Here is a 19,720-nt window from a genome sequence, read left to right as displayed (position 1 = left end):
GCGTCAGCCGAACAGGCCTCGCAGCAGTGAAGCGGCGACCGCGACCATGATGGCGGCGACGGCGAGGTCGAAGATGCGCCAGGCGGAGGGTTGGGCGAACAGTGGGCGCAGCTTGGTGGCGCCGAAGCCGAGTGCGGTGAACCAGATCAGGCTGCCGGCGATGGCGCCGCCGGCGAACGCCCAGGGGGAGGCGTAGGTGGACGCGATCGACCCGAGCAGCACCAGGGTGTCGAGGTAGACGTGCGGGTTGAGCCAGGTGAGGGCGAGGCAGGTCAGCGCCACCGGCAGCAGGCGTCCGGGCTCGTTCGCGCCCTCGATGACCAGCGCTTGCGGACGCGCCGCCCGGCGCGCGGCGATGAAGGCATAGCCGAGCAGGACGGCCGCGCCCACGATCGTGACGACGGTCAGCAGGGTGGAGTTGTCGGCGATCAACGCCCCGATCCCGGCGGTGCCGAGCGCGATCAGCAGCGCGTCGCTGAGGGCGCAGATCGCCACCACGACGCCGACGTGCTCGCGGCGCAGTCCCTGGCGCATCACGAACGCGTTCTGGGCGCCGATGGCGACGATGAGGCTGAGCGAGAATCCGAATCCGGACAGGGCGGTGGTGAGCACGGGTACGACCGTAGGCCCGCGCCGATCACCAGTCCAGCGAACGTTTCTACAGAATGCTTAGCAACGCTTAATATAGGCCGATGGACTGGGACCTGCCCCAACTCCGCGCTCTGGCCGCGGTCGTCGACCACGGCACGCTGGAGGCCGCCGCGCGTGCGCTGCACCTGACGCCTTCGGCGGTCAGCCAGCGACTCAAAGCCCTCGAACGCGCGGTGGGCGCGGTGCTGCTCAAGCGCACCCGTCCGGTCGAGCCGACGGATGCCGGGCGTCCGGTGCTGTTGCTCGCCCGGCAGATGCAGGCGCTGGCCGCGGACGCCGATGCGGCGCTGAGCGCGCCTGCCGAGCTGATGCCCGAGGTGCGCCTGGCCGTGAACGCCGACTCGCTCGCCACCTGGGTGATGCCGGCCTTGGCCGGGGTGGCCGCCGGGATCCGGATCACCTTCCTGCGCGAGGACGAGGGGCACACCGCCGACCTGCTCCGCGACGGCACCGCGATGGCCGCGGTCACCACCGAGCGGACGCCGGTGCAGGGGTGCACGGTCGAGCCGCTGGGCGCGATGCGCTACCGGCCGGTGGCGTCCGCCGCGTTCGCCGCCCGGTGGTTCGCCGACGGGGTCACGCCCGAGGCGCTCCGGCGTGCCCCGGTGGTCGTCTTCGACGAACGCGACCGGCTGCAGATCGACCGGCTCGCCGAGGCGGGCGTGCCGTGGGGCCGGACGCCGTGGCACACCGTCCCTGCCAGCACCCAGTTTTCCGAGGCGGTTCGCCTCGGCTACGGCTGGGGCATGCTGCCCGACCTGGAGGGCCGCCCCTGGGACGGCGTCGAGCTTTCCGAGATCCCGGGAAGCTGCCTGGGTGTCCACGATGTCCGGCTGTCGTGGCAACAATGGTCGCTGCGCACGCCGAGCCTGGACGCCGTCGCCGCCGCCGTCCGCGAGGGCGCCGCCCGGTCCCTGCATCGCTGACCGCGCCGGACTGTCGGTGACGGCGCATACGATGACCCTCGTGCCCGAACTCACCCCGCTCGACGTGCTGCGCACCACCTTCGGCTATGACGATTTCCGAGGGGAACAAGCCGCGATCATCGAGCACGTGGCCACCGGCCACGACGCGATCGTGCTGATGCCGACCGGCGGCGGCAAGTCGCTGTGCTACCAGATCCCGGCGATGGTCCGCCCCGGGGTGGGTGTGGTGATCTCGCCGCTGATCGCGCTGATGCACGACCAGGTGACCGCCCTGGAGAACCTCGGCGTCCGGGCCGGCTTCCTCAACTCGACCCAGAGCCATGACCAGCAGCGCCTCACCGAGCAGCTGGCGCTCGCCGGTGAGCTCGACCTGCTCTACCTGGCGCCCGAACGCCTCGATCTGCCGCGCACCCAGGAGTTCCTCGACCGGGTTCAGCTGGCGGTGTTCGCGATCGACGAGGCGCACTGTGTCTCGCAATGGGGCCACGATTTCCGCCCCGAGTACCTCAAGCTCTCCGTGCTCGGGCAGCGCTGGCCGAGCGTGCCGCGGGTCGCGCTGACCGCGACCGCCACCCCGGCCACCCGGCGTGAGATCGCCGAACGCCTCGGCCTGGCTGAGGCCCGCACCTTCGTGGCCAGCTTCGATCGGCCCAACATCCGCTACCGGATCGAGCCCAAGCAGCAGCCGCTGAAACAGCTGGTCTCGCTGATCCGCACCGAGCATGACGGCGACGCCGGCATCGTCTACTGCCTCAGCCGCAAGTCGGTCGAGTCCACGGCCGCATCCCTGGTCAACGAGGGAATCGAGGCCCTGCCCTACCACGCGGGGCTGCCCGCCGGCGTCCGGGCCGCCCATCAGTCGCGGTTCCTGCAAGGCGACGGCATCGTGATGGTGGCGACCATCGCATTCGGCATGGGCATCGACAAACCCGACGTCCGGTTCGTCGCGCACCTCGACCTGCCGCGCAGCATCGAGGGCTATTACCAGGAGACGGGCCGCGCCGGCCGCGACGGCCTGCCCGCCACCGCCTGGATGGCCTACGGCCTGGCCGATGTCGTCCAGCAGCGGCAGATGATCGAGGGTTCCGAGGGGGACGCCGCGCATAAACGCCTGCTCGGCCAGCATCTCGATGCGATGCTCGGCCTGTGCGAGACGCTGCGTTGCCGGCGCCAGCTGATGCTGGACTACTTCGGCGAGACCAGCGAGCCGTGCGGCAACTGCGACACCTGCCTCCACCCGCCGACGCCCTGGGACGGCACGGTCGCCACCCAGAAGCTGCTCTCCACGGTGGTCCGGCTCAAACGCGAACGCAACCAGCGCTTCGGCGCGGGCCAGCTGATCGACATCCTGCTCGGATGCCGCACCGCCCGCGTCGAGCAGTGGCACCACGACGAGCTGAGCACCTTCGGCATCGGCACCGAACTCAGCGAACTGCAATGGCGGGCGGTGGTGCGCCAGCTGCTCGCGGCCGGGCTGCTGGCCGTGTCGTCCGACGGGCACCACACCCTGGTGGTCACCGAGGCGTCCTGGCCGGTGCTGCGCGGCGAACAGACGGTGCCGCTGCGCGAGGACGCCGTGGTCCGGGCCGGGGCCACCCGCAAGCGGACGGCCTCCGGCACGGGGGCCGGCGTGAAGGCGTCCGCCGCGGCGAGCGAATTAACCGACGAGGATCGTGAACTGTTCGAGCGGCTGCGCTCCTGGCGCGCGGAGACCGCGCGGGCGGCGTCCGTGCCGGCCTACGTGGTCTTCCCCGACACCACGCTGGCCGCGATCGCCCAGCACCGGCCGTCCACCCCCGAGGAGTTGTTCACGATCAGCGGAGTGGGGGCGAAGAAGCTGGAGACCTACGGCGACGCGGTGCTGGCCGTGGTCACGGTGCAACCGGCTTCTTCGGCGGACGGGTGACCAGCGGCAACAGCACGCCGGCGACCGCAAGGGCACCGATCACGCTGAACGCCAGCGTGTAGTTGCCGGTTTCGCCCACCAGCGAGGAGGCCAGCAGTGGTCCGACCACCCCGCCCAGGCTCCAGCCCACCAGCATCAGGCCATAGATGGCGCCGGCGTGGGAGAGGCCGAAGAAGCGCCCGGCGGCGGACGGCATGGTGCCGAACGCGCCGCCGTAGCACAGGTAGACCAGCGCCGCGAGGGCGAGGAACCACATCCCCCTCGTGTGCGGCAGCACCAGCAGCGCGGCGCCTTCGATCACCAGGATGACGGTGAGGACAGGCAGTTGTCCGACGCGCTGCGCGACGGCGGCCCACAAAATCCGCCCGCCGCCGTTGAACAAGGCCAGGACGCCGACCGCACCCGCCGCGGCGCCCGCGTTGAGCCCGGCGACGTCCACCGCGGCTCCGGCCATCATCGAGATCAGCGCGATACCGGCGATCACCGCGACGGTGAGGGTGCCGGTCAGCAGGTACCACTGCGGGGTGCGCAAGGCCGCCGCGACGGTGAAGTCGTCCTCGCGGCGTGCCTTCGCCCCGGTCGCGGGCGGGCTGAACATCAGCGCCGATCCCAGCAGGCCGGCGATCAGGTACACCAGGCCGAGGACGCGGAAGGCGCCGGCGGGATCCTGCGGGGCCTGGTCGATGAGGTGCTGGGCGACCGGGGAGGTGATCGTCGCGCCGAAACCGAACCCGCCGACGGCCAGGCCGGTGACCACCGCGGCGCGGGCCGGGAACCACTTCTGCAACAGCGCCACCGGCACGATGTAGGCCACGCCCAGCCCGAACCCGCCGATCAGGCCATAGCCGAGCACCAGCAGCCAGTAGTCATCTGCGGTGCGGGCAAACGAGGCCAGCATGATGCCGGCACCGTAGAGCGCGGTGCCGATCAGGGCCACCACGCGCGGGCTGCTGCGATCCTGCAGGCGTCCGCCGATCGAGGCGCCCACGAAGATCATCCCGATCGCGGCCTCGAAGGGCACCGAGGCGAGCACGTGGCTGAGCCCCATCGACTCCGGCGATTGCAGGGCCCGTCCGAACAGGCTCCACGCGTACACGCCACCGAGGACGATCTGAACAAGGACTCCGCCTACCAGGGCCAACCAACGCATGTACGACAGTCTGTCGTAGAAATCAGGGTGCCCAGGACCAGCGCTCTCCGTCTGAGAACACCAGGGTGACACCGGCCGGATCCAGGGTCAGGGTCACGTCCACGAAAGGCGCCGCCGCGATGTCGGCGGCGCGCGCGGTGCAGCGCCAGGTGATCGTCGTGTTGGTGTTCTCGGCCACCTCGATCCGTGCCCGGCTGAGCCACGGGTGGCGCCTGCGCATCCCGATCAGGTGCTGGTACACCGCGTGCAGCCAGGCGCCAGTGGGGAACAGGTCCGAGGGCCGGGGCGGCAACGGTGGGCGGACGGCGTCGTCGGCGTGGTAGCCGGTGTGCCGGGTTCCGGTGAACGCCTGTTCGTCGCCGTAGTACACGCTCGGCATGCCCGGCAGCATGAACAGCGCCGCAGCGGCCACGGCCGCGCCCTCCATGCCGGCCAGGGACGCTATCCGGTCGACATCGTGGTTGCCGCTGAACGTGTTGAGCACATGAGCGGCGGAGAACTCGGCATGCCGGCGCAACGCGTGCGCCAGCTCGAAGAAGTTCTTGTCGGCGATCGAACTCCAGCCGGCCTTCCACAGCTCGTAGGCGGTGATCGAGTCGAGATGGCCGTTGCGGGCCAGCGCCGCATAGTCGCCGTGAATCACCTCGCCGAGGAAGATCGCCTCGGGAAACTCGGCGCGCACACGGTCGGTGACCTCGGCCCAGAACGCACTCGGCACCGCATAAGCCACGTCGAGGCGCCAGCCGGCGATGCCGCGGCGCAGCCAGTGCAGCATGATCGCGGTCACCTCGTCGGCGACGGCGGGGTTGCGGTGGTCGAGTTCGACCAGGTCGCCGTGCCCCTCCCAGCCGGCGAGTTGGCCGTCGATCCGCTTCAGCAGCGGGCTGTTCTCGGCGACCCAGGGGTGCTGGGCTCCGACATGGTTGAACACGCCGTCGAGCATGATCGACAGGCCGCGGGCACGGCAGCCGTCGACGAAGTGGTCGAAGTCGGCCTCATCGCCCAGGCGCGGATCGATCCGGTAGTGGTCGAGCGTGTCGTAGCCATGCGAGGTGGAGGCGAAGATGGGGCCGAGCAGCAGCCCCGAGCAGCCGAGTTCGACCACGTAGTCAAGCCAGGGGTCCAGCGCACGCAACCGGTGGTGCACTCCCTCCTCGGGCTCGCGGATCGGGGCGTTCAGCGCACCCAGGGGGTAGACCTGCCACCAGATTGCGGTGTCGACCAGGCTCATCGTGCTCCTCCCACGCGAAACGGATTGAATCGACGCTACACCCCGGTGCCACGCGTCCGCGCGACCCGCCGCGCGAACCGGGCGGCAGCGGCCAGGTAGACTCACCCGTCGTGTCGACGTATCCGGGCCTGCGATTGACCGCTCCCTGCGGGGGGACGGTCGAGGTCGGCACGCCCGTGGTGCTCGCTCCGATGGCCGGCATCACCAACCTGTCCTACCGGCAGCTGTGCGCCGAGCAGGGCGCCGGGCTGTACGTGTGCGAGATGATCACCTCGCGCGGCATCGTCGAGCGCATCCCCAAGACCTTCCAGATGCTCGAGTTCGCGCCCGGCGAGGCGGTCCGCTCGGTGCAGCTCTACGGCGTGGACGCCGGCGTGATGGCCCGCGCCGCCGACATCCTGTGCGGCGAGTTCGGCGTCCACCACATCGACATCAATCTCGGTTGCCCGGTGCCCAAGGTGACCCGGCGCGGCGGTGGCGGCGCGCTGCCGTGGAAGACCGACCGGCTGGCCGCCATCCTGACCCGCACCGTCAAGGCCGCCGACGCGCACGGCGTCCCGGTCACCGTCAAGACCCGGATGGGCATCGACGAGGACCATCTCACCTACCTGGACGCGGGCCGGATCGCGCAGGACGCCGGTGTGGCCGCCATCGCGCTGCACGCGCGCACCGTCCAGCAGGCCTACTCGGGCCAGGCGCGCTGGGAGCACATCGCGGCACTGGTGAACGCCGTGAGCATCCCGGTGCTCGGCAACGGCGACATCTGGGAGGCCTGTGACGCGCTCGCCATGGTCGAACAGACCGGCGCCGCGGGCGTGGTGATCGGACGCGGCTGCCTGGGGCGTCCGTGGCTGTTCCGCGACCTCGCCGACGCTTTCGACGGCCGGACGCCGCAGCCCTACCCGAAGCTCGGCGAGGTGGCCGCGATGCTGCGCCGGCACGCCGAACTGCTCGCCGGCATCCACGGCGAACGGCATGGCCTCACCGATCTGCGCAAGCACATGGCCTGGTACTTCAAGGGCTTCCCGGTAGGCGGCGAGATCCGCCGCGGGCTCGGGCTGGTCAGCAGTTTCGCCGAACTGGACGCGCTGCTCGCCCGCCTCGACCCCGACGCGACCTACCCGCCCAGCGAGGCAGGGATTCCGCGCGGACGCCAGGGTTCACCCCGCGCGCACGTGACGCTCCCGCACGGCTGGCTTGAGAGCCGCGAGATCGGCGAGGAGGACCTGTCAGCCGCCGAATCGGATGTGTCCGGCGGCTGACAGGTCCGCGACGCGTGATCAGGAAATGACGGCCATGTAGGGCATCATGGCGGCGATCATGGCCCCGAAAGCGACGACCGGAGCGAGAATGCCGAGGATGATGCCCCAGATGCCGAAGCGACGTCCGGTACGGCGCACGGTGGCGACGATGGCCATCACCCAGCCGACGAAGCCGACGGCCATGGCGGCGAAGGCGGCGTTCGAGAGGCCCATGGCGTTCTGGCTCAACGCGATCACGGCGGGGTCGTTCATATCGAGGTTGGATACGGCGTCGATGCCGTAGTCAGCGACGAAGGCCCCGCTGCGGTCGCCGATCAGGTAGGCCATCACCGTGAGCACCACCGCGGCGATCACGATCACGATCAGGGCGATCAGGCCGAGCTTGGTGTTCTCCGGAGCGGGCGTGGCGTCCCATTGTGGCTGCGCGGGGTAGCCCGGGTAGCCGGGGTAGGCCTGCTGGGCCTGGGGATCGTAGCCGGGCTGTCCGTACCCCTGGGGGTACTGGCCCTGCTGGGGGTACTGACCTTGGGGCGGATACTGCGCGTACTGGCCCTGCTGCGGATAGCCCTGGGGGTACTGGCCCTGCGCGTACTGACCCTGCTGCTGGTAGTCCTGGGGGTAGCCACTTTGCTGGGGGTAGCTCTGCGCGGGGTAGGCCTCGTTCTGCTGGGGCGTGGTGCCGTGGTCCTGCGGGGTGGGATTCTGCTCGCTCATGGTCAGGCGCGTCCTTCGTGTGGGGTCGCGTCCATCCTACGGGGCGTGGGCCGGTGCCGGTCCGGGATGCGACACGCGACAATGGCTCCATGACGGACTCGCTCAAACCACGGACCGTCGCCTGGGCGTCCACGATGGCCGGTCATGGCGACGGAGCGATCGTGCGAGCCCACCGCGACTCGGACGCGCGCCTGCGCTTGCCGCGCGGAGTGGTGGGCCGTGAGGCACGCGAGGAGCGCGAACGGTTACTGCTCACGCCGGGGGCCGCGCTGGCCGAGGGAGCCGGCAACCGGGCCCTGGCCGAGGAACCTGACCCTGAGCGCACTTGTTTCGAGCGCGACCGGGACCGGATCGTGCACTCGGCGGCCTTCCGGCGCCTGGCCGGCAAGACGCAGGTGACGGTGTTCCCGACCGACCACCAGCGCACCCGGCTCACGCACGCGCTCGAGGTGGCCCAGGTGGCGACCTCGCTGGCCCGCGGGCTCGGGGTGAACGTGACGCTCGCGGACGCGATGGCGCTCGGCCACGACTGCGGGCACGGGCCGGGCGGGCACGCGTCCGAGGAGGCCTTCGATGCGTTCATCCCCGGCGGTTACGACCATGCGACCTGGGGCTCCGACGTCGTGCTCGTTCCGCTGAACCTGTGCGCCGAAACCCTCGACGGCATCCGCAACCACTCCTGGTCGCGCCCGGCGCCGTTCACGCTGGAGGGGGAGTTGGTCAGCTGGGCCGACCGGATCGCCTATTGCGCGCACGACTTCGAGGACGCCGTGCACGCCGGCCTGGTCACGGTCGACGACCTGCCGCGCGACATCGTCGGTGTGGTCGGCGGCACCCGCCGCGAGCAACTGGCCACCTTCGTCCGCTCGATCCTGACCACGGTCGCCGAGACCGGCGTCATCGGCATGGACGCCGAGGTGGGCGCCGCCCTGGCCGGGATGCGCACGTTCAACTATGAGCGGATCTACACCCGGCCCGAATCGGTCGCACAGTCGGACGCCGTCATCGACGTGCTGCGCGGGCTGGTCGAGTACTACTGCGAGCATCCCGGCGCCATGCCCGAGGAATACGAGTCCCTCGCCGAGGCCGACCGAGTGCGCACCGCGGTTACCTATGTGGGCGGCATGACCGACCGGTTCGCGTTCGAGCAGGCCGAGTTCCTGTTGGGCTGGGACGCCGAACGCGTCCCGAAGGGCATCGGCCGCGGCGCCTGATCCAGGCGAGGGAGCCGGCCAGGCCGAGGGAATCGCGGCGCGATCACGTTTCCGCGGGCGGTCACACCGCGTTCGTGGTCGCGGGCAATCGCAGTTCTACGGTCAGCCCGCCGCCCTCGCGTGGCCGAAGGAGCAAGACGCCGCCGAGCCGCCGGGTGATCGCCTCGGCGAGCGTCAGCCCGAGCCCGGCCCCCGGGCCGGCGATACGGGTGCGATCGCCGCGATGGAACGGCTCGGTGAGGCGGGCCGTCTCGGCCTGGGTGAGCAGGCGTCCGTCATTGCCGAGGACGAGGACGGCGCCGGTTCCGTCACCGAGGACCTCCGCCCGGATCTCGCCGCCGTCGAGGTTGTGCCGGATCGCGTTCTCCACCAGGTTGCCGATCAGCATGGTGGCCAGGGTGGGATCGACGACGGCCCCCACCGTGCCGCCGGTGACCGTGGTGCGCAGTCCCCGGCGCTCGGCGTCCGGGGCGCGCTCGGTGACGGCTGCCTGAACGAGGGCAGTGAGGTCGACCGGCCTGCCCTCGGCAGGGGCCGGGTCGCCGGTGGTGCGGGCGAGGGTGAGTAGGGCGGCGATCAGGCTCTCGCTCCGGGCGTTGGCGGCCAGGGCGCGGCGTACGGCCGGTTCGACGCCGGCCTCGAAGCGACCCTGCTCCAGCGGGATCTCCAGGGCGGCGCGGGTGGCGGTCAGCGGCGTCCGTAGTTCGTGGGAGGCCGCCGCGACGAACTGCTCCTGCCGGGTGAAGGCCTCCTCGAGACGGTCGAGCATGTCGTCGATGGTGTCGCCGAGCTCTTTGATCTCATCGACGGGACCGGGCAGCTCGAGGCGGCGGTGAAGGTCGTCGCGGGTGATCGCGCGGGTGGTCGCCGTGATGTGTGTGATGCGGCCCAGCGAGCGCTGCGACAACCAGCGCGCAGCCAGCACGGCCAGACCGGCGAACAGCACCAGGATCACCACCGACCAGCCCAGCAGCGCCGACAGCACCTCCTGGGAGAGATGGCTCGTGGTCAGCACGGTCAGCTCCCAGCTGGCCTCCTGTGAGCCGGTGAAGTCCTCGGGGCCGGGCACATCGATGACGTCGACCTGGAAGATGTCCGGTGTGGGAGCGCCGGGAGAGGCGCCGCCGGCCGTGATGGTGGCGACTCCCGAGGTGAGCAGCTGGTGCACCAGCACGTACTGGACGGTGAGCAGCACCGCACCGCCGATGATGAAGACGCCGGCGATCAGTGCCGTCAGCCGTTCGTGGAAGCCCCAGCGCCGGGTCATGCTCCGGTCCCGATCCGGTAGCCGCGGCCGGGGGCGCTGTCGATCGGGTCGGGGTGGCCGAGCTTGCGGCGCAGCGTGTGCACTGCGGCCTTGACCACGCCGCGGTTGCGTTCCTCGGCGTCCGGCCACACGTCGTCGAGCAGTTCGCCCGGCTCCACCCAGCCACCCCGTGCCGTGAGCAGGCATTCCAGGACGCCGTACTCCTTGCGGGTCAGCCGCAACGGGACGCCGTCACGCTCGGCGATCCTGCGCACGGTGTCGACGCGCACGCCGGACGCCTCCAGCACCGTTCCGCCCTCCGCGGTGCGGCGTCCGAGCGCGCGCATCCGGGCCAGCAACTCGACGTAGGCGAACGGTTTGGGCAGATAGTCGTCGGCCCCGAGATCGAGACCGGCGACCCGGTCGTCGAGGGTGCCGGCCGCGGTCAGCATCAGGATGCGTATCGGCTCTCCTTGTTGGCGCAGGATGCGGCAGACGGCGTCGCCCGACAGCGCGGGCAAGTCGCGATCGAGCAACAACAGATCGGCCTCGGTGTGCGCCAGCGCCACCAGCGCGGCGGCGCCGTCACGGGCCACCTCGACCAGATAACCCTCGCGGCGTAGCCCGTCCGCGAGCGAGTCGGCCAGGTCGGCGTCGTCCTCGACCAGCAATACCCGCATGTGCCACCTCCCAGGGTGCGGTGGTCTCCATCATCCCCGCTCGGCGGTCAAGTCCGGGTCAAGCGACCCATGACCGGCGCCCAACCGCCGCCCACCGAAGCTGGCCTGAGGAGCCCGGCCGTCGTGCCGGGGAAGGAGACCATCATGCATACCAGGATTTGGGCCGGGGCCGCCGGTGCCCTCGCGGTCACACTGCTGTCGGGATGTGGCGCACCTGTCGTGAACCTCGTGGACGGTGGCGCCCGCCCAGCGCCGAGCTCGGCCGCCGCGGGCGACGCGACCCTGTTCGTCGCCTGCCTCGAGGCGGCCGGAGCCCCAGCGCAGGTCGATCAGAGGTCGGGAATGGTGCTGGTCCGCAGCGACCTCGGCACCATGAAGACCGAACCGGCCGCCGGCCGCGTCCAGACGGTGAGCAATGCTGATCTGGAGGTCCCCGACGGGAGCGCCTTGCTGTTGCAGATGGGCGACGATCAAGGGAACGAGTGGATCGCGGTGAGCGACGCCGGCTTCTTCACCACCCTCGATCCCGATCTGCACACCGTTTACGCGGGGTGCGAGGCCCGGTATCCGGGCTTCAAGCAACCGGCCTACCGCCCCCAGGACGATCCGGCGTTTGCCCAACAGCAGCAGGAGCAGCTGCAGGCGGGACTCGCCTTCGCGCGGTGCGCCCGTGATGCCGGATTCGCCTGGGTGGCCGACCCGTCGGCGGAGACCTCCCAGTCCATCGCGATCCCGCTCGACATCAGCGAAGCCGAGTTTCGCGCGCTGCTTCAGGCCTGCCCCACCCAGGCCGCGGCCGGGGTGACCTGGATGATGGCGGGCGACCTCAGCTTCGACTGGACGAGCGTGCTGGAAGAGGTCCTGGACGGCAAGGGCGGTGCCGTCATCGCGAAGGGGAACCGGTGAAGGACCACCGACGCTTGGCCGGGCGTCGCCGGGTGTTCGTCGTGCTGGTGCTGACCGGTGCGTTGGCGGCGTCGGGATGGCTGTTCTGGCCGCGGAGCAGAGCCGTATCCACCGAGCCGCCGCGCGAGCCGGTGACCGCCGCCGTCGAACGGGTGACACTGACCAGCCAGGTGCGGCTGAGCGCTCAACTCGGCTACGGCGACCCGGTGGCGCTGCCCGAACGGGACGGAATGATCACGGCGCTGCCCGCGCCCGCCGCGGTGGTGGGGCGAGGCGAACAGGTCTATGAGGTGGACGGAGCCTCCGTGGTGCTGTTCCAGGGGGCGCGGCCGTTCTGGCGTGAGCTATCGGTGGATGCGCCGGACGGAGCCGACGTGCGGCAACTTCAGGAGAACCTGGCGGCCCTGGGCTGGTTCAAGGGCCGGGTGACTGGTCGTTTCCAGGCCTCGACCCAGCGGGCGGTGCGCGCCTGGCAGAAGAGCCTCGGACTGGAGCAGACCGGCGTGTTCTCGCCGTCGAGTGTCGTCGTCGCCGCCTCACCCCGGATCCGCATCGCCCAGGTGACCGCCCGCCTCGGCGAACGGGGAGTGAGCCCGGCGACCTACACCGAGACGACCGTGCGGGCCAACGCCCGGCTGACCGAGGCGCAGGCCCGGGACCTGGTCGCCGGAACCGCGGTGACGGTGGTGCTGAACGACGGCACCCAGGTCGAGGCAAGGTTGTCGGTCATCGATCCCGGCGGGCATCCCGACGCCACCGGCGAGAGCACCACGAATCCCTCGGCGACGGTCGACATCCCTGATCAGCAGGCTGTTTCCTCCGCCGGAAGCACCGCGGTGCGCGTCGTCGTCAGCGGTGGCGAACAGCCGCCCACCCTGGTCGTGCCCGCGGCGTCCCTGCTGGCCAGTGCCGGCGACGGGTATGCCGTCGAAGTGGAGCGAGGCGACGGGTTCGTACGGACGCCGGTCGCGATCGGCCTGGTGGCGGACGCCCGCGTGCAGGTGCTGGCCAGCGGTTCGGAGGTCGAAGGCGGCGAAGGACCGGTGCTGGCCGAGGGCGACCGGGTGGTGCTGGCCCGATGAGCGCCCCGGTCATCGAACTTCGTGGCGCAGGCAAGACCTACCCCGGGCCGCCCGTGATCAGGGTGCTGCATCCCACCACCCTCGCGCTGCGCCAGGGCGAACGGGTCGCCGTGGTCGGGCCGTCCGGCTCCGGAAAGAGCACCCTGCTCGCGATCCTCGGCACACTCGACGAGCCGAGCGAAGGGTCCGTGCTGGTGGCGGGGGAGGAGATCGCCGCGCTGGGCGAACGCGCACGGTCGGCGCTGCGGGCCGAGCACCTCGGCTTCGTCTTCCAGCAGTTCCACCTCATGCCCGCTTTGACCGCCCTCGACAATGTCGCGACCGGGCTGCTGTACAGCGGCGTTCGTGCCCGGGAGCGCCGGGAACGGGCTGCCGCCGCGCTCGACGAGGTCGGGCTGTCCGGACGCCTCGCGCACCGGCCGGGCGAGTTGTCCGGCGGCGAACAGCAGCGCGTCGCGATCGCGCGGGCACTGGTCCGCCGGCCGCGGGTGCTCTTCGCCGACGAGCCCACCGGTGCGCTCGATCAGGCCACCGGCGCCGAGGTGGTCGCCCTGCTGGCCGGTGTCGCCGACCGGGGCACGACCGTCGTCGTGGTCACCCACGACGAGCGGGTCGCCGAGCGCTTCTGCCGGCGCATCGAGTTGTGCGACGGGATCGCCGTTGAAGCCGGCCGCCCGATCAGCCGGCTCACCCCTGATGCCGGCGGACCTGAGCGGGTCGGCTCATGAGTACCCGGCTCTCGCCGGCCGATGTGGTCACTACGGCATGGCGTGGGGTCGCCGCCCGTCCGCAACGGACCGTGCTGGCCAGTCTCGGCATCGCCGTCGCGATCGCCGCCCTCGTCGCGCTCACCGGCGTGTCGGCGTCCAACCGTGCCCATCTGTTGCGGCAACTGGATGCGATGGGCGCCGATCTGGCCGTGGTGGTGCCGGGGGTGGGTCCCGACCGGGAACCGGTGCCGCTGCCCTTCAGCGCCCCCGCCGCGATCGCGCGCCAGGACGGGGTGGCGCGGGTCGGCGTGTTCGAAACGGCGCCGGAGAACCTCGGGGTCTACCGCACCGACCTGGTGCCGTCGACGGCGAGCGCGGGAATCACCGTCGCCGTCGCGCGTCCCGATGTCCTGGACGCCGTCGGTGCGGACCTGGCCGCCGGTCGCTGGTTCGATGAGGCGTCCCGGGGCTTGCCGGTCACCGTTCTGGGCGCGACCGCGGCCGAGCGGCTCGGCGTCCGGAATGCCGGGGACCGGGTCTGGATCGGGGAGCGGTGGTACGGCGTGCTCGGCATCCTCTCCTCGGCCGGGTTGGCCGCCGAGATCGACACCGCCGCCTTGCTGGGCGATCGCTGGGTGCGGGACGCCTTCGACGGTGACACGATCGGGGACGTCTCGGCGATCTACGTGCGTGCCGAACCCGGCCGGATCGATCAGGTGAGCGATCTCCTGGCCGCCGCCGCGAGCCCGGGGTGGCCCCATGTGGGGGTCACCCAACTCTCCGACCTCGCCCAGGCACGGGCGGCCACCGACGACTCGCTCGCCCTGCTCGGGGTGGCGCTGGCCGGCATCGCCCTGCTGGTGGGCGGTGTCGGCATCGCCAACACCATGGTGGTGGCGGTCATGGAGCGCCGCGGCGAGATCGGTTTGCGCCGCTCGCTGGGAGCGCGTCCGGGTCAGGTCGCGGCCCAGTTCGTGGTGGAGGCCGCGATCTTGTCGGCGATCGGAGGGGTTGGCGGGGCGATCGCCGGGGTCGCGGTGTCCGCGGTGATCGCGCTGGTCAACGCGCAGCCGTTCGTTCTCGCGGTGGACATGCTCGTGGCCGGCTCGGTGGTCTCGGTGATCGTCGGCGCTCTGGGTGGTCTGCAGCCGGCCGTCCGGGCGGCGCGGCTGTCGCCCACCGTCGCGCTCCGCAGTGTCTGAGAGTCGCACTACACTGCGCTCATGGCCGGCCTGATCCACTCCGAGGACTTGGAGACGGTCCGCGAGCGGTCCCGGATCGAGGAAGTCGTCGGCTCCTTCGTCCAGCTGCGGCCGGCGGGCGGCGGGGCACTGGTCGGGCTGTGCCCGTTCCATGACGAGAAGACGCCGAGCTTCCGGGTCACGCCCGCCAAGGGCTTCTACTACTGCTTCGGCTGCGGCGAAGGCGGCGACGTCATCAAGTTCGTCCAGCAGATCAACAACATGGGTTTCACCGAGGCGGTGGAGTTCCTGGCCGACCGGTGCGGCGTCCAGTTGCGCTACACCGAGGGGGACGGCGGCGTCCGGCACGAACCCGGGCTGCGGATGCGCATTCTGGAGGCCAACCAGCTCGCCGCCGAGTTCTTCGCCGGCCAGCTGACCTCGCCCGAGGCGGTGGAAGCGCGGGTGTTCCTCGACGGGCGTGGCTTCACCCGCGAGCACGCCGCCCACTTCGGGGTCGGTTTCGCGCCGCGCGGCGGGCGTGACCTGCTCAACCATCTGCTGGGCAAGAAGTTCACCAAAGAGGATCTGGTCAAGGCCGGCCTGGTCCGCGAATCCGGCTGGGACTTCTTCCAGGGACGGCTGGTGTGGCCGATCCGCGATGCCGGACGCTCCACGCTCGGTTTCGGTGCGCGCCGGCTCTACGACGACGACCGGATGCCGGCCAAGTACCTCAACACCCCCGAGACGGTGGTGTACAAGAAGAGCCACGTCCTCTACGGTCTCGACCTGGCCCGCCAGCCGATCGGCAAGAAGAATCAGGCGGTGGTCGTCGAGGGCTACACCGACGTGATGGCCTGCCACATCGCGGGCGTCGACACGGCCGTCGCGTCCTGCGGCACCGCGTTCGGGCCGGACCATTCCAAGATGATCGCCCGGCTGATGACCACCGACGCGCTGTCGGGCGAGGTGGTGTTCACCTTCGACGGGGACGCCGCCGGCCAGGCGGCCGCACTGAAGGTGTTCTCCTCCGATGCGATGTTCACCGCGCAGACCTATGTGGCGATCGAGCCGACCGGCATGGACCCGTGCGATCTGCGTATCGCTTCGGGGGACGCCGCCGTGCGCGAGTTGGTCGCCCGCCGGGTGCCGCTGTACCGCTACGTGATGCGCAACACCGTGGAGAAGTTCGACCTCGACCGCGCCGACGGGCGCCTCGCCGCCGTCCGCGCCGCCGCGCCGCTGGTGGCCTCGGTGCGGGACTCGTCCTTGGTGTCGGGTTACCTGCGCGAACTCGCCGGTCTGGTCGGCATGGACACCGACGAGGTGCGTGCCGAGGTGCAGCTGATCAACCGGCGCGGCGTGCCCGCCGAGCGCGGGCGGACGTCCGCACGCGAGTCCCGGGAACGCGCGGCGGAGGCGTCCGAACCGGCGGCCGCGCAGCCGGACCAGCCCGCCATGCTGGTGATGCCCGACCCGCACGACCGGCGCCTGGACACCGAGCGTGGTGTGCTCAAGCTGATCGTGCAGCATCCGAGCCTGTTCCCCGAGGATTGGGGCGGCATCACCGGCGACGACTTCCAGCACCCCAGCTACCGGGCCGTCTTCGCGGCCGCGGCGTCCGCCGACCGCCGCCTGGGCGGATTCGCGCAAGCGGTCGTCGACCTGATGCCCGACCCGGTGGGGGAGCAGTTGGTGGTGTCCCTCTCGGTCGAGCCGCTGCTCGGTGAGCCGACCGGCGCCTACGCGCGTGAGTACGCCGCCCGGCTGCGGCTGGGGCGGGTGTCGCGTGAGATCGGCGCGCTCAAGTCGCGGCTGCAGCGGACCAACCCGGTCGAGGAACAGCCCTCCTACAACCGGATGTTCGCCCAACTCCTGGAGTTGGAGAGCCGCCGCCGCGCCCTGCAGGCCTACGCGCTGGGGGAATGACGGCCCGTCGTCAAGGGCGTGGGCGGATCGGTGTTGTCCGAATGCGGCCGGTGGGTAACTCGTTTCCCCATGGTAGGCGGTCGCCGCGCTCGGCACGCTCGGGGCATGACGATCACGACCGCCGTTTCGGCCCACCGATTCCCCGCACCCCCACTGCCGCGCGAACCGTTCGGTCGCGCCGGCCTCGACTCGGACGCCGATCACGCCGGATCCGAGGCGCCGGACGATCTCCGCGATGCCGTTGTGGCCGAAGCCGCCGGCGTCTCCTGCCCCGACCAGGCGGCTCTGCTGCGCCGCATTGAGGCCGGGGTGCTCGCGGACGCCGCCTTGGCCGGCGAGTTCCCCGTCCCGGCGGGGGCGTCCGCGGTCGAGTTGCAGTTCATCGCCGACGACGGACGCCGCGCGCAGCAGGTGCTGATCGACCACCATGTGGGGCTCGCCCGCTGGGTGGCGTCGGCCGCGGTGGGGCGGACCGGACTCGACCGGGACGAGATGATGCAGGAGGCGATGCTCGCGCTGGTGGAGTCCATTCCGCGCTTCGACCCGGCCCGTGGCAACTTCGCCACCTGCGCCCTGCCGCGCATCCGGATGCGGGTCTGGGACGCCGCGGCCACCGCCCTCGGCACCCTGGGGCTGCCCGCGCGCCGGGCACGCCAGTGGCGGCACGTCCGCACCGTCACCGCCCGCCTGATGACCCGGCTCGGGCGCGAGCCGGGCCTCGACGAGATCGCCGAGGAGGCAGGCGAGACCCGGGCCACCGTCGAGATGCTGCTGTCGTTCGACGCCCCGGTGCCGCTGGAGCCCGACCTGCATGCGTCCGGTACCGGCGCGGACGCCGGTGGCGCCGACCCGATGGTGTTGCGCAGGCTGTTGCGCCGGCTACCGCCGTTCGACCGGTTCGTCATCTGCCACCTCTACGGGGTGGGCGGACGCCCCACGCGCACCTACGCCGACCTCGCCGCGCAGACCGGGCGCAGCGAATCGACGATCCGCCGACGGCATCGTGCCGCGCTGACGCTGATGCGGGCCGGTAATGCCGCCGACCTGCTGGCGGCCTGAACCGGCAGGCCCGCGCGCGAAGGGTCGGGCACAATGGCCGCGTGAAGCTGTTCTCCCGCAACCCGCTGCCCGCCGAGTTCCGTGCACTCCTGCCTGGCTCAGGCAGCTCGCGCGTGCTGGCCTGGGCCCGGACCGAGGACGGCGCGGTGGTGGCGCTGCACGACCGGCTGGTGCTGATCGCGGGCACACAGGCGGCGCCGCTGGGCTGGCACGACATCCTGGCCGGCGGCTGGGACGACGAGAACCAGACCATGCGGTGGACGCGGATGTCGACCGACGACCGCACCGAGGTGCGGTTGACCGAGCCGAACAGCTTTCCCGAGGTGTTCAAGGAGCGGGTGGAGGCGACCTTCCTGTTCCAGACCGCCGTCTATCCGCGTCCGGGCAAGGCCGTGACGATCAGTGCACGGCGCAACCTGACCGACTCCGACCAGCCGCTGATGTGGACCGCGCATCCGGCTCGAGGGGTGCGGATGGATGCTGAGACGATCGCCTTCGTCCAGGCCGAGCTGGACCGGCTCCGGGCCGAGTATGCGTTCTGACCAACTCTTTGCTAATGTTTCTTCTCGCGCGAGCGATCCCCTGTAGCTCAATTGGCAGAGCGTCGGACTGTTAATCCGCAGGTTCCTGGTTCGAGTCCAGGCGGGGGAGCCATCACCATCCAGAGCGCTTCGACTAGGTAATACACCGGTCGGAGCGCTTCGTGGTTTTCAGGGTGGAAGCGAGGCGCCCCTTCAAGCGCGCCATGACCCGGCGTCCGCAGGGTGGTCAAAGTGGCGCCGGTGGGTGTAGGGCGCATAAGGTCACCGGCATGGGTCACGTCTTCGCCGCCACCGCGGCCATGATGATGCCCTGCTGTCGGCGAATGTGCGCCTGACGGCACGGATCCAGCTGCTCCCCGGAAGGGTCGAGCGAATCCTGGAATCCTGTTCGTAATCTGCCAGCCTCGCTCGCGGTTCCGTGCTGTCGCCTGGGTCCTGCCCGATCACTGAATGAAACCAATGAGGAGACAACCATGTTCCGACGAGCGATCACCACGGTCGCCGCAGTGGTGGCGACCGGTCTGGCGCTGACCGGCTGCGGCGCGAACCCCGCCGCCAGCCCGAGCGCTTCGGCCGAGGCGACCAAGCCGCTGCGCATCATCGCCGACGTCACCCCGCACGCACTGTTGCTCAAGGAGGCCGAGAAGCAGGGCCTGCTGGGTGACGTGAAGCTGGACATCACCGAGATCACCAGCGGAATCGACGCCAACCAGCTCGTGAATGCGGGCGACCTGGACGCCAACTTCTTCCAGCACGTGCCCTACCTGACCGACTGGAATGCCAAGCATGCGGGCTCCGACCTGGTCGCGCTGTCCCCGGTGCACGTCGAGCCGCTCGGCCTGTACTCCAAGAAGGTCAAGCTCGACTCCGTGCCGGACGGCGCCAAGATCGCGATCCCGTCCGATGCCACCAACCAGGCGCGGGCGCTGTTCGTGCTCGAGGACGCAGGGCTGATCACGTTGAACGTGAAGGAGGACGATCCGGGCCTGGACTTCTCCCAGATCACCCCGGCCAAGAACATCACCGCCAACCCGAAGAACATCACGTTCATCGAGATCGATCGCCCGCAGCTGGCGGCCACCCTGGACGACCCGCAGGTGACCCTGTCGATCGTCAACGGCAACTACGCGATCGAGGCGGGCCTGACGCCGAAGACGGACGCCTTGCAGCTGGAGGCCGCCGACAACAACCCGTACGCCAACATCGTCGCGGTCAAGGCGACCCTCAAGGACGACCCGCGCGTGAAGAAGCTGGACGAGGCCCTGACCAGCCCGAAGATCCAGTCCTTCATCGAGGAGACCTTCCAGGGCTCCGTGCTGCCGGCGAAGTGA

At 70.8% G+C, this 19,720-nt stretch carries 18 protein-coding genes and 1 tRNA gene; 13 read left to right on the top strand and 6 right to left on the bottom strand.

Annotated features, from left to right (window positions below; genetic code table 11):
• Positions 1 to 3: 3 nt before the first annotated feature.
• Entirely contained in the window at positions 4 to 612 is a 609-nt protein-coding gene (locus tag QM708_RS02415) for a LysE/ArgO family amino acid transporter (protein WP_415104034.1), read from the bottom strand.
• Positions 613 to 692: 80 nt separating this feature from the next.
• Here QM708_RS02415 and QM708_RS02410 point away from each other — a divergent pair, with 80 nt between their 5' ends.
• Positions 693 to 1,577, top strand: a complete 885-nt coding sequence (locus QM708_RS02410) for a LysR family transcriptional regulator ArgP (protein WP_415104032.1) — start codon at positions 693 to 695, stop codon at positions 1,575 to 1,577.
• A 31-nt stretch (positions 1,578 to 1,608) separates the two neighbouring features.
• The gene (recQ, locus tag QM708_RS02405) at positions 1,609 to 3,483 is read left to right on the top strand and encodes a DNA helicase RecQ (protein ID WP_415104030.1); all 1,875 of its coding nucleotides are present in this window, start codon (positions 1,609 to 1,611) and stop codon (positions 3,481 to 3,483) included.
• Here the strand turns inward: recQ and QM708_RS02400 are convergent.
• Positions 3,449 to 4,633 (bottom strand): OFA family MFS transporter, encoded by a 1,185-nt coding sequence (locus QM708_RS02400; protein WP_415104028.1) that lies wholly within the window; start codon positions 4,631 to 4,633, stop codon positions 3,449 to 3,451. The genes recQ and QM708_RS02400 overlap by 35 nt on opposite strands.
• Before the next feature lie 22 nt (positions 4,634 to 4,655).
• The gene (locus QM708_RS02395) at positions 4,656 to 5,864 is read right to left on the bottom strand and encodes an alpha-amylase family glycosyl hydrolase (RefSeq protein WP_415104026.1); all 1,209 of its coding nucleotides are present in this window, start codon (positions 5,862 to 5,864) and stop codon (positions 4,656 to 4,658) included.
• Positions 5,865 to 5,974: 110 nt separating this feature from the next.
• On the opposite strand from QM708_RS02395, the gene dusB reads away from it, so the two are divergent.
• Positions 5,975 to 7,126, top strand: coding sequence for a tRNA dihydrouridine synthase DusB (gene dusB, locus QM708_RS02390; RefSeq protein WP_415104024.1), 1,152 nt, complete (start codon positions 5,975 to 5,977; stop codon positions 7,124 to 7,126).
• An 18-nt stretch (positions 7,127 to 7,144) separates the two neighbouring features.
• Here the strand turns inward: dusB and QM708_RS02385 are convergent, their stop codons facing one another.
• The gene (locus tag QM708_RS02385; RefSeq protein WP_415104022.1) at positions 7,145 to 7,840 is read right to left on the bottom strand and encodes a hypothetical protein; all 696 of its coding nucleotides are present in this window, start codon (positions 7,838 to 7,840) and stop codon (positions 7,145 to 7,147) included.
• Between the two features lie 134 nt (positions 7,841 to 7,974).
• On the opposite strand from QM708_RS02385, the gene QM708_RS02380 reads away from it, so the two are divergent.
• The gene (locus QM708_RS02380) at positions 7,975 to 9,054 is read left to right on the top strand and encodes an HD domain-containing protein (protein WP_415111232.1); all 1,080 of its coding nucleotides are present in this window, start codon (positions 7,975 to 7,977) and stop codon (positions 9,052 to 9,054) included.
• 61 nt (positions 9,055 to 9,115) lie between these two features.
• On the opposite strand, the gene QM708_RS02375 is transcribed toward QM708_RS02380, so the two are convergent.
• Together QM708_RS02375 and QM708_RS02370 are read right to left on the bottom strand one after the other, a co-directional pair.
• Positions 9,116 to 10,321, bottom strand: a complete 1,206-nt coding sequence (locus QM708_RS02375; RefSeq protein WP_415104020.1) for a sensor histidine kinase — start codon at positions 10,319 to 10,321, stop codon at positions 9,116 to 9,118.
• A complete protein-coding gene (locus tag QM708_RS02370; RefSeq protein ID WP_415104018.1) occupies positions 10,318 to 10,980 on the bottom strand; it encodes a response regulator transcription factor in 663 nt (220 codons plus the stop codon). Before QM708_RS02370 ends, QM708_RS02375 begins: the two co-directional genes overlap by 4 nt.
• Before the next feature lie 144 nt (positions 10,981 to 11,124).
• On the opposite strand from QM708_RS02370, the gene QM708_RS02365 reads away from it, so the two are divergent.
• The 9 genes from QM708_RS02365 to QM708_RS02325 all read left to right on the top strand — a co-directional run bounded on the left by QM708_RS02365 (position 11,125) and on the right by QM708_RS02325 (position 19,720).
• Positions 11,125 to 11,886 (top strand): hypothetical protein, encoded by a 762-nt coding sequence (locus tag QM708_RS02365; RefSeq protein ID WP_415104016.1) that lies wholly within the window; start codon positions 11,125 to 11,127, stop codon positions 11,884 to 11,886.
• Positions 11,883 to 12,968: a peptidoglycan-binding protein gene (locus QM708_RS02360; protein WP_415104015.1), complete on the top strand. Its 1,086-nt coding sequence runs from the start codon at positions 11,883 to 11,885 to the stop codon at positions 12,966 to 12,968. The genes QM708_RS02365 and QM708_RS02360 overlap by 4 nt, the downstream gene beginning before the upstream one ends.
• Complete coding sequence (locus tag QM708_RS02355; RefSeq protein WP_415104014.1) at positions 12,965 to 13,696, top strand: ABC transporter ATP-binding protein; 732 nt, start codon at positions 12,965 to 12,967, stop codon at positions 13,694 to 13,696. The genes QM708_RS02360 and QM708_RS02355 overlap by 4 nt, the downstream gene beginning before the upstream one ends.
• Entirely contained in the window at positions 13,693 to 14,880 is a 1,188-nt protein-coding gene (locus tag QM708_RS02350; protein WP_415104012.1) for an ABC transporter permease, read from the top strand. Before QM708_RS02355 ends, QM708_RS02350 begins: the two co-directional genes overlap by 4 nt.
• 21 nt (positions 14,881 to 14,901) lie before the next feature.
• Positions 14,902 to 16,788, top strand: a complete 1,887-nt coding sequence (gene dnaG, locus QM708_RS02345) for a DNA primase (RefSeq protein WP_415104010.1) — start codon at positions 14,902 to 14,904, stop codon at positions 16,786 to 16,788.
• A gap of 105 nt (positions 16,789 to 16,893) precedes the next feature.
• Positions 16,894 to 17,847, top strand: coding sequence for a sigma-70 family RNA polymerase sigma factor (locus QM708_RS02340; RefSeq protein WP_415104008.1), 954 nt, complete (start codon positions 16,894 to 16,896; stop codon positions 17,845 to 17,847).
• 41 nt (positions 17,848 to 17,888) lie between these two features.
• Positions 17,889 to 18,389 carry a hypothetical protein gene (locus tag QM708_RS02335; protein ID WP_415104006.1) on the top strand — a complete coding sequence of 167 codons (501 nt, stop codon included), beginning with the start codon at positions 17,889 to 17,891 and terminating at the stop codon, positions 18,387 to 18,389.
• A 36-nt stretch (positions 18,390 to 18,425) separates the two neighbouring features.
• Positions 18,426 to 18,501: transfer RNA gene (locus tag QM708_RS02330), tRNA-Asn, on the top strand.
• A gap of 361 nt (positions 18,502 to 18,862) precedes the next feature.
• On the top strand, positions 18,863 to 19,720 hold the full coding sequence (locus QM708_RS02325) for a MetQ/NlpA family ABC transporter substrate-binding protein (protein ID WP_415104004.1): 858 nt from the start codon (positions 18,863 to 18,865) through the stop codon (positions 19,718 to 19,720).

The sequence above is a fragment of the Propioniciclava sp. genome (genome assembly GCF_047602245.1).
Taxonomy (GTDB): domain Bacteria; phylum Actinomycetota; class Actinomycetes; order Propionibacteriales; family Propionibacteriaceae; genus Propioniciclava.
The sequence above is the reverse complement of the archived record's forward strand: the minus strand, read 5'-3'. Positions and strand labels throughout refer to the sequence as shown.

Bases quoted from the DNA above. Each gene is read 5' to 3' on its own strand.
- QM708_RS02410 (WP_415104032.1), top strand. From the start codon at position 693: ATGGACTGGGACCTGCCCCAACTCCGCGCTCTGGCCGCGGTCGTCGAC.
- recQ (WP_415104030.1), top strand. From the start codon at position 1,609: ATGACCCTCGTGCCCGAACTCACCCCGCTCGACGTGCTGCGCACCACC.
- QM708_RS02400 (WP_415104028.1), bottom strand. From the start codon at position 4,633: ATGCGTTGGTTGGCCCTGGTAGGCGGAGTCCTTGTTCAGATCGTCCTC.
- QM708_RS02395 (WP_415104026.1), bottom strand. From the start codon at position 5,864: ATGAGCCTGGTCGACACCGCAATCTGGTGGCAGGTCTACCCCCTGGGT.
- QM708_RS02385 (WP_415104022.1), bottom strand. From the start codon at position 7,840: ATGAGCGAGCAGAATCCCACCCCGCAGGACCACGGCACCACGCCCCAG.
- QM708_RS02380 (WP_415111232.1), top strand. From the start codon at position 7,975: ATGGCCGGTCATGGCGACGGAGCGATCGTGCGAGCCCACCGCGACTCG.
- QM708_RS02375 (WP_415104020.1), bottom strand. From the start codon at position 10,321: ATGACCCGGCGCTGGGGCTTCCACGAACGGCTGACGGCACTGATCGCC.
- QM708_RS02370 (WP_415104018.1), bottom strand. From the start codon at position 10,980: ATGCGGGTATTGCTGGTCGAGGACGACGCCGACCTGGCCGACTCGCTC.
- QM708_RS02365 (WP_415104016.1), top strand. From the start codon at position 11,125: ATGCATACCAGGATTTGGGCCGGGGCCGCCGGTGCCCTCGCGGTCACA.
- QM708_RS02355 (WP_415104014.1), top strand. From the start codon at position 12,965: ATGAGCGCCCCGGTCATCGAACTTCGTGGCGCAGGCAAGACCTACCCC.
- QM708_RS02350 (WP_415104012.1), top strand. From the start codon at position 13,693: ATGAGTACCCGGCTCTCGCCGGCCGATGTGGTCACTACGGCATGGCGT.
- dnaG (WP_415104010.1), top strand. From the start codon at position 14,902: ATGGCCGGCCTGATCCACTCCGAGGACTTGGAGACGGTCCGCGAGCGG.
- QM708_RS02340 (WP_415104008.1), top strand. From the start codon at position 16,894: ATGACGATCACGACCGCCGTTTCGGCCCACCGATTCCCCGCACCCCCA.
- QM708_RS02325 (WP_415104004.1), top strand. From the start codon at position 18,863: ATGTTCCGACGAGCGATCACCACGGTCGCCGCAGTGGTGGCGACCGGT.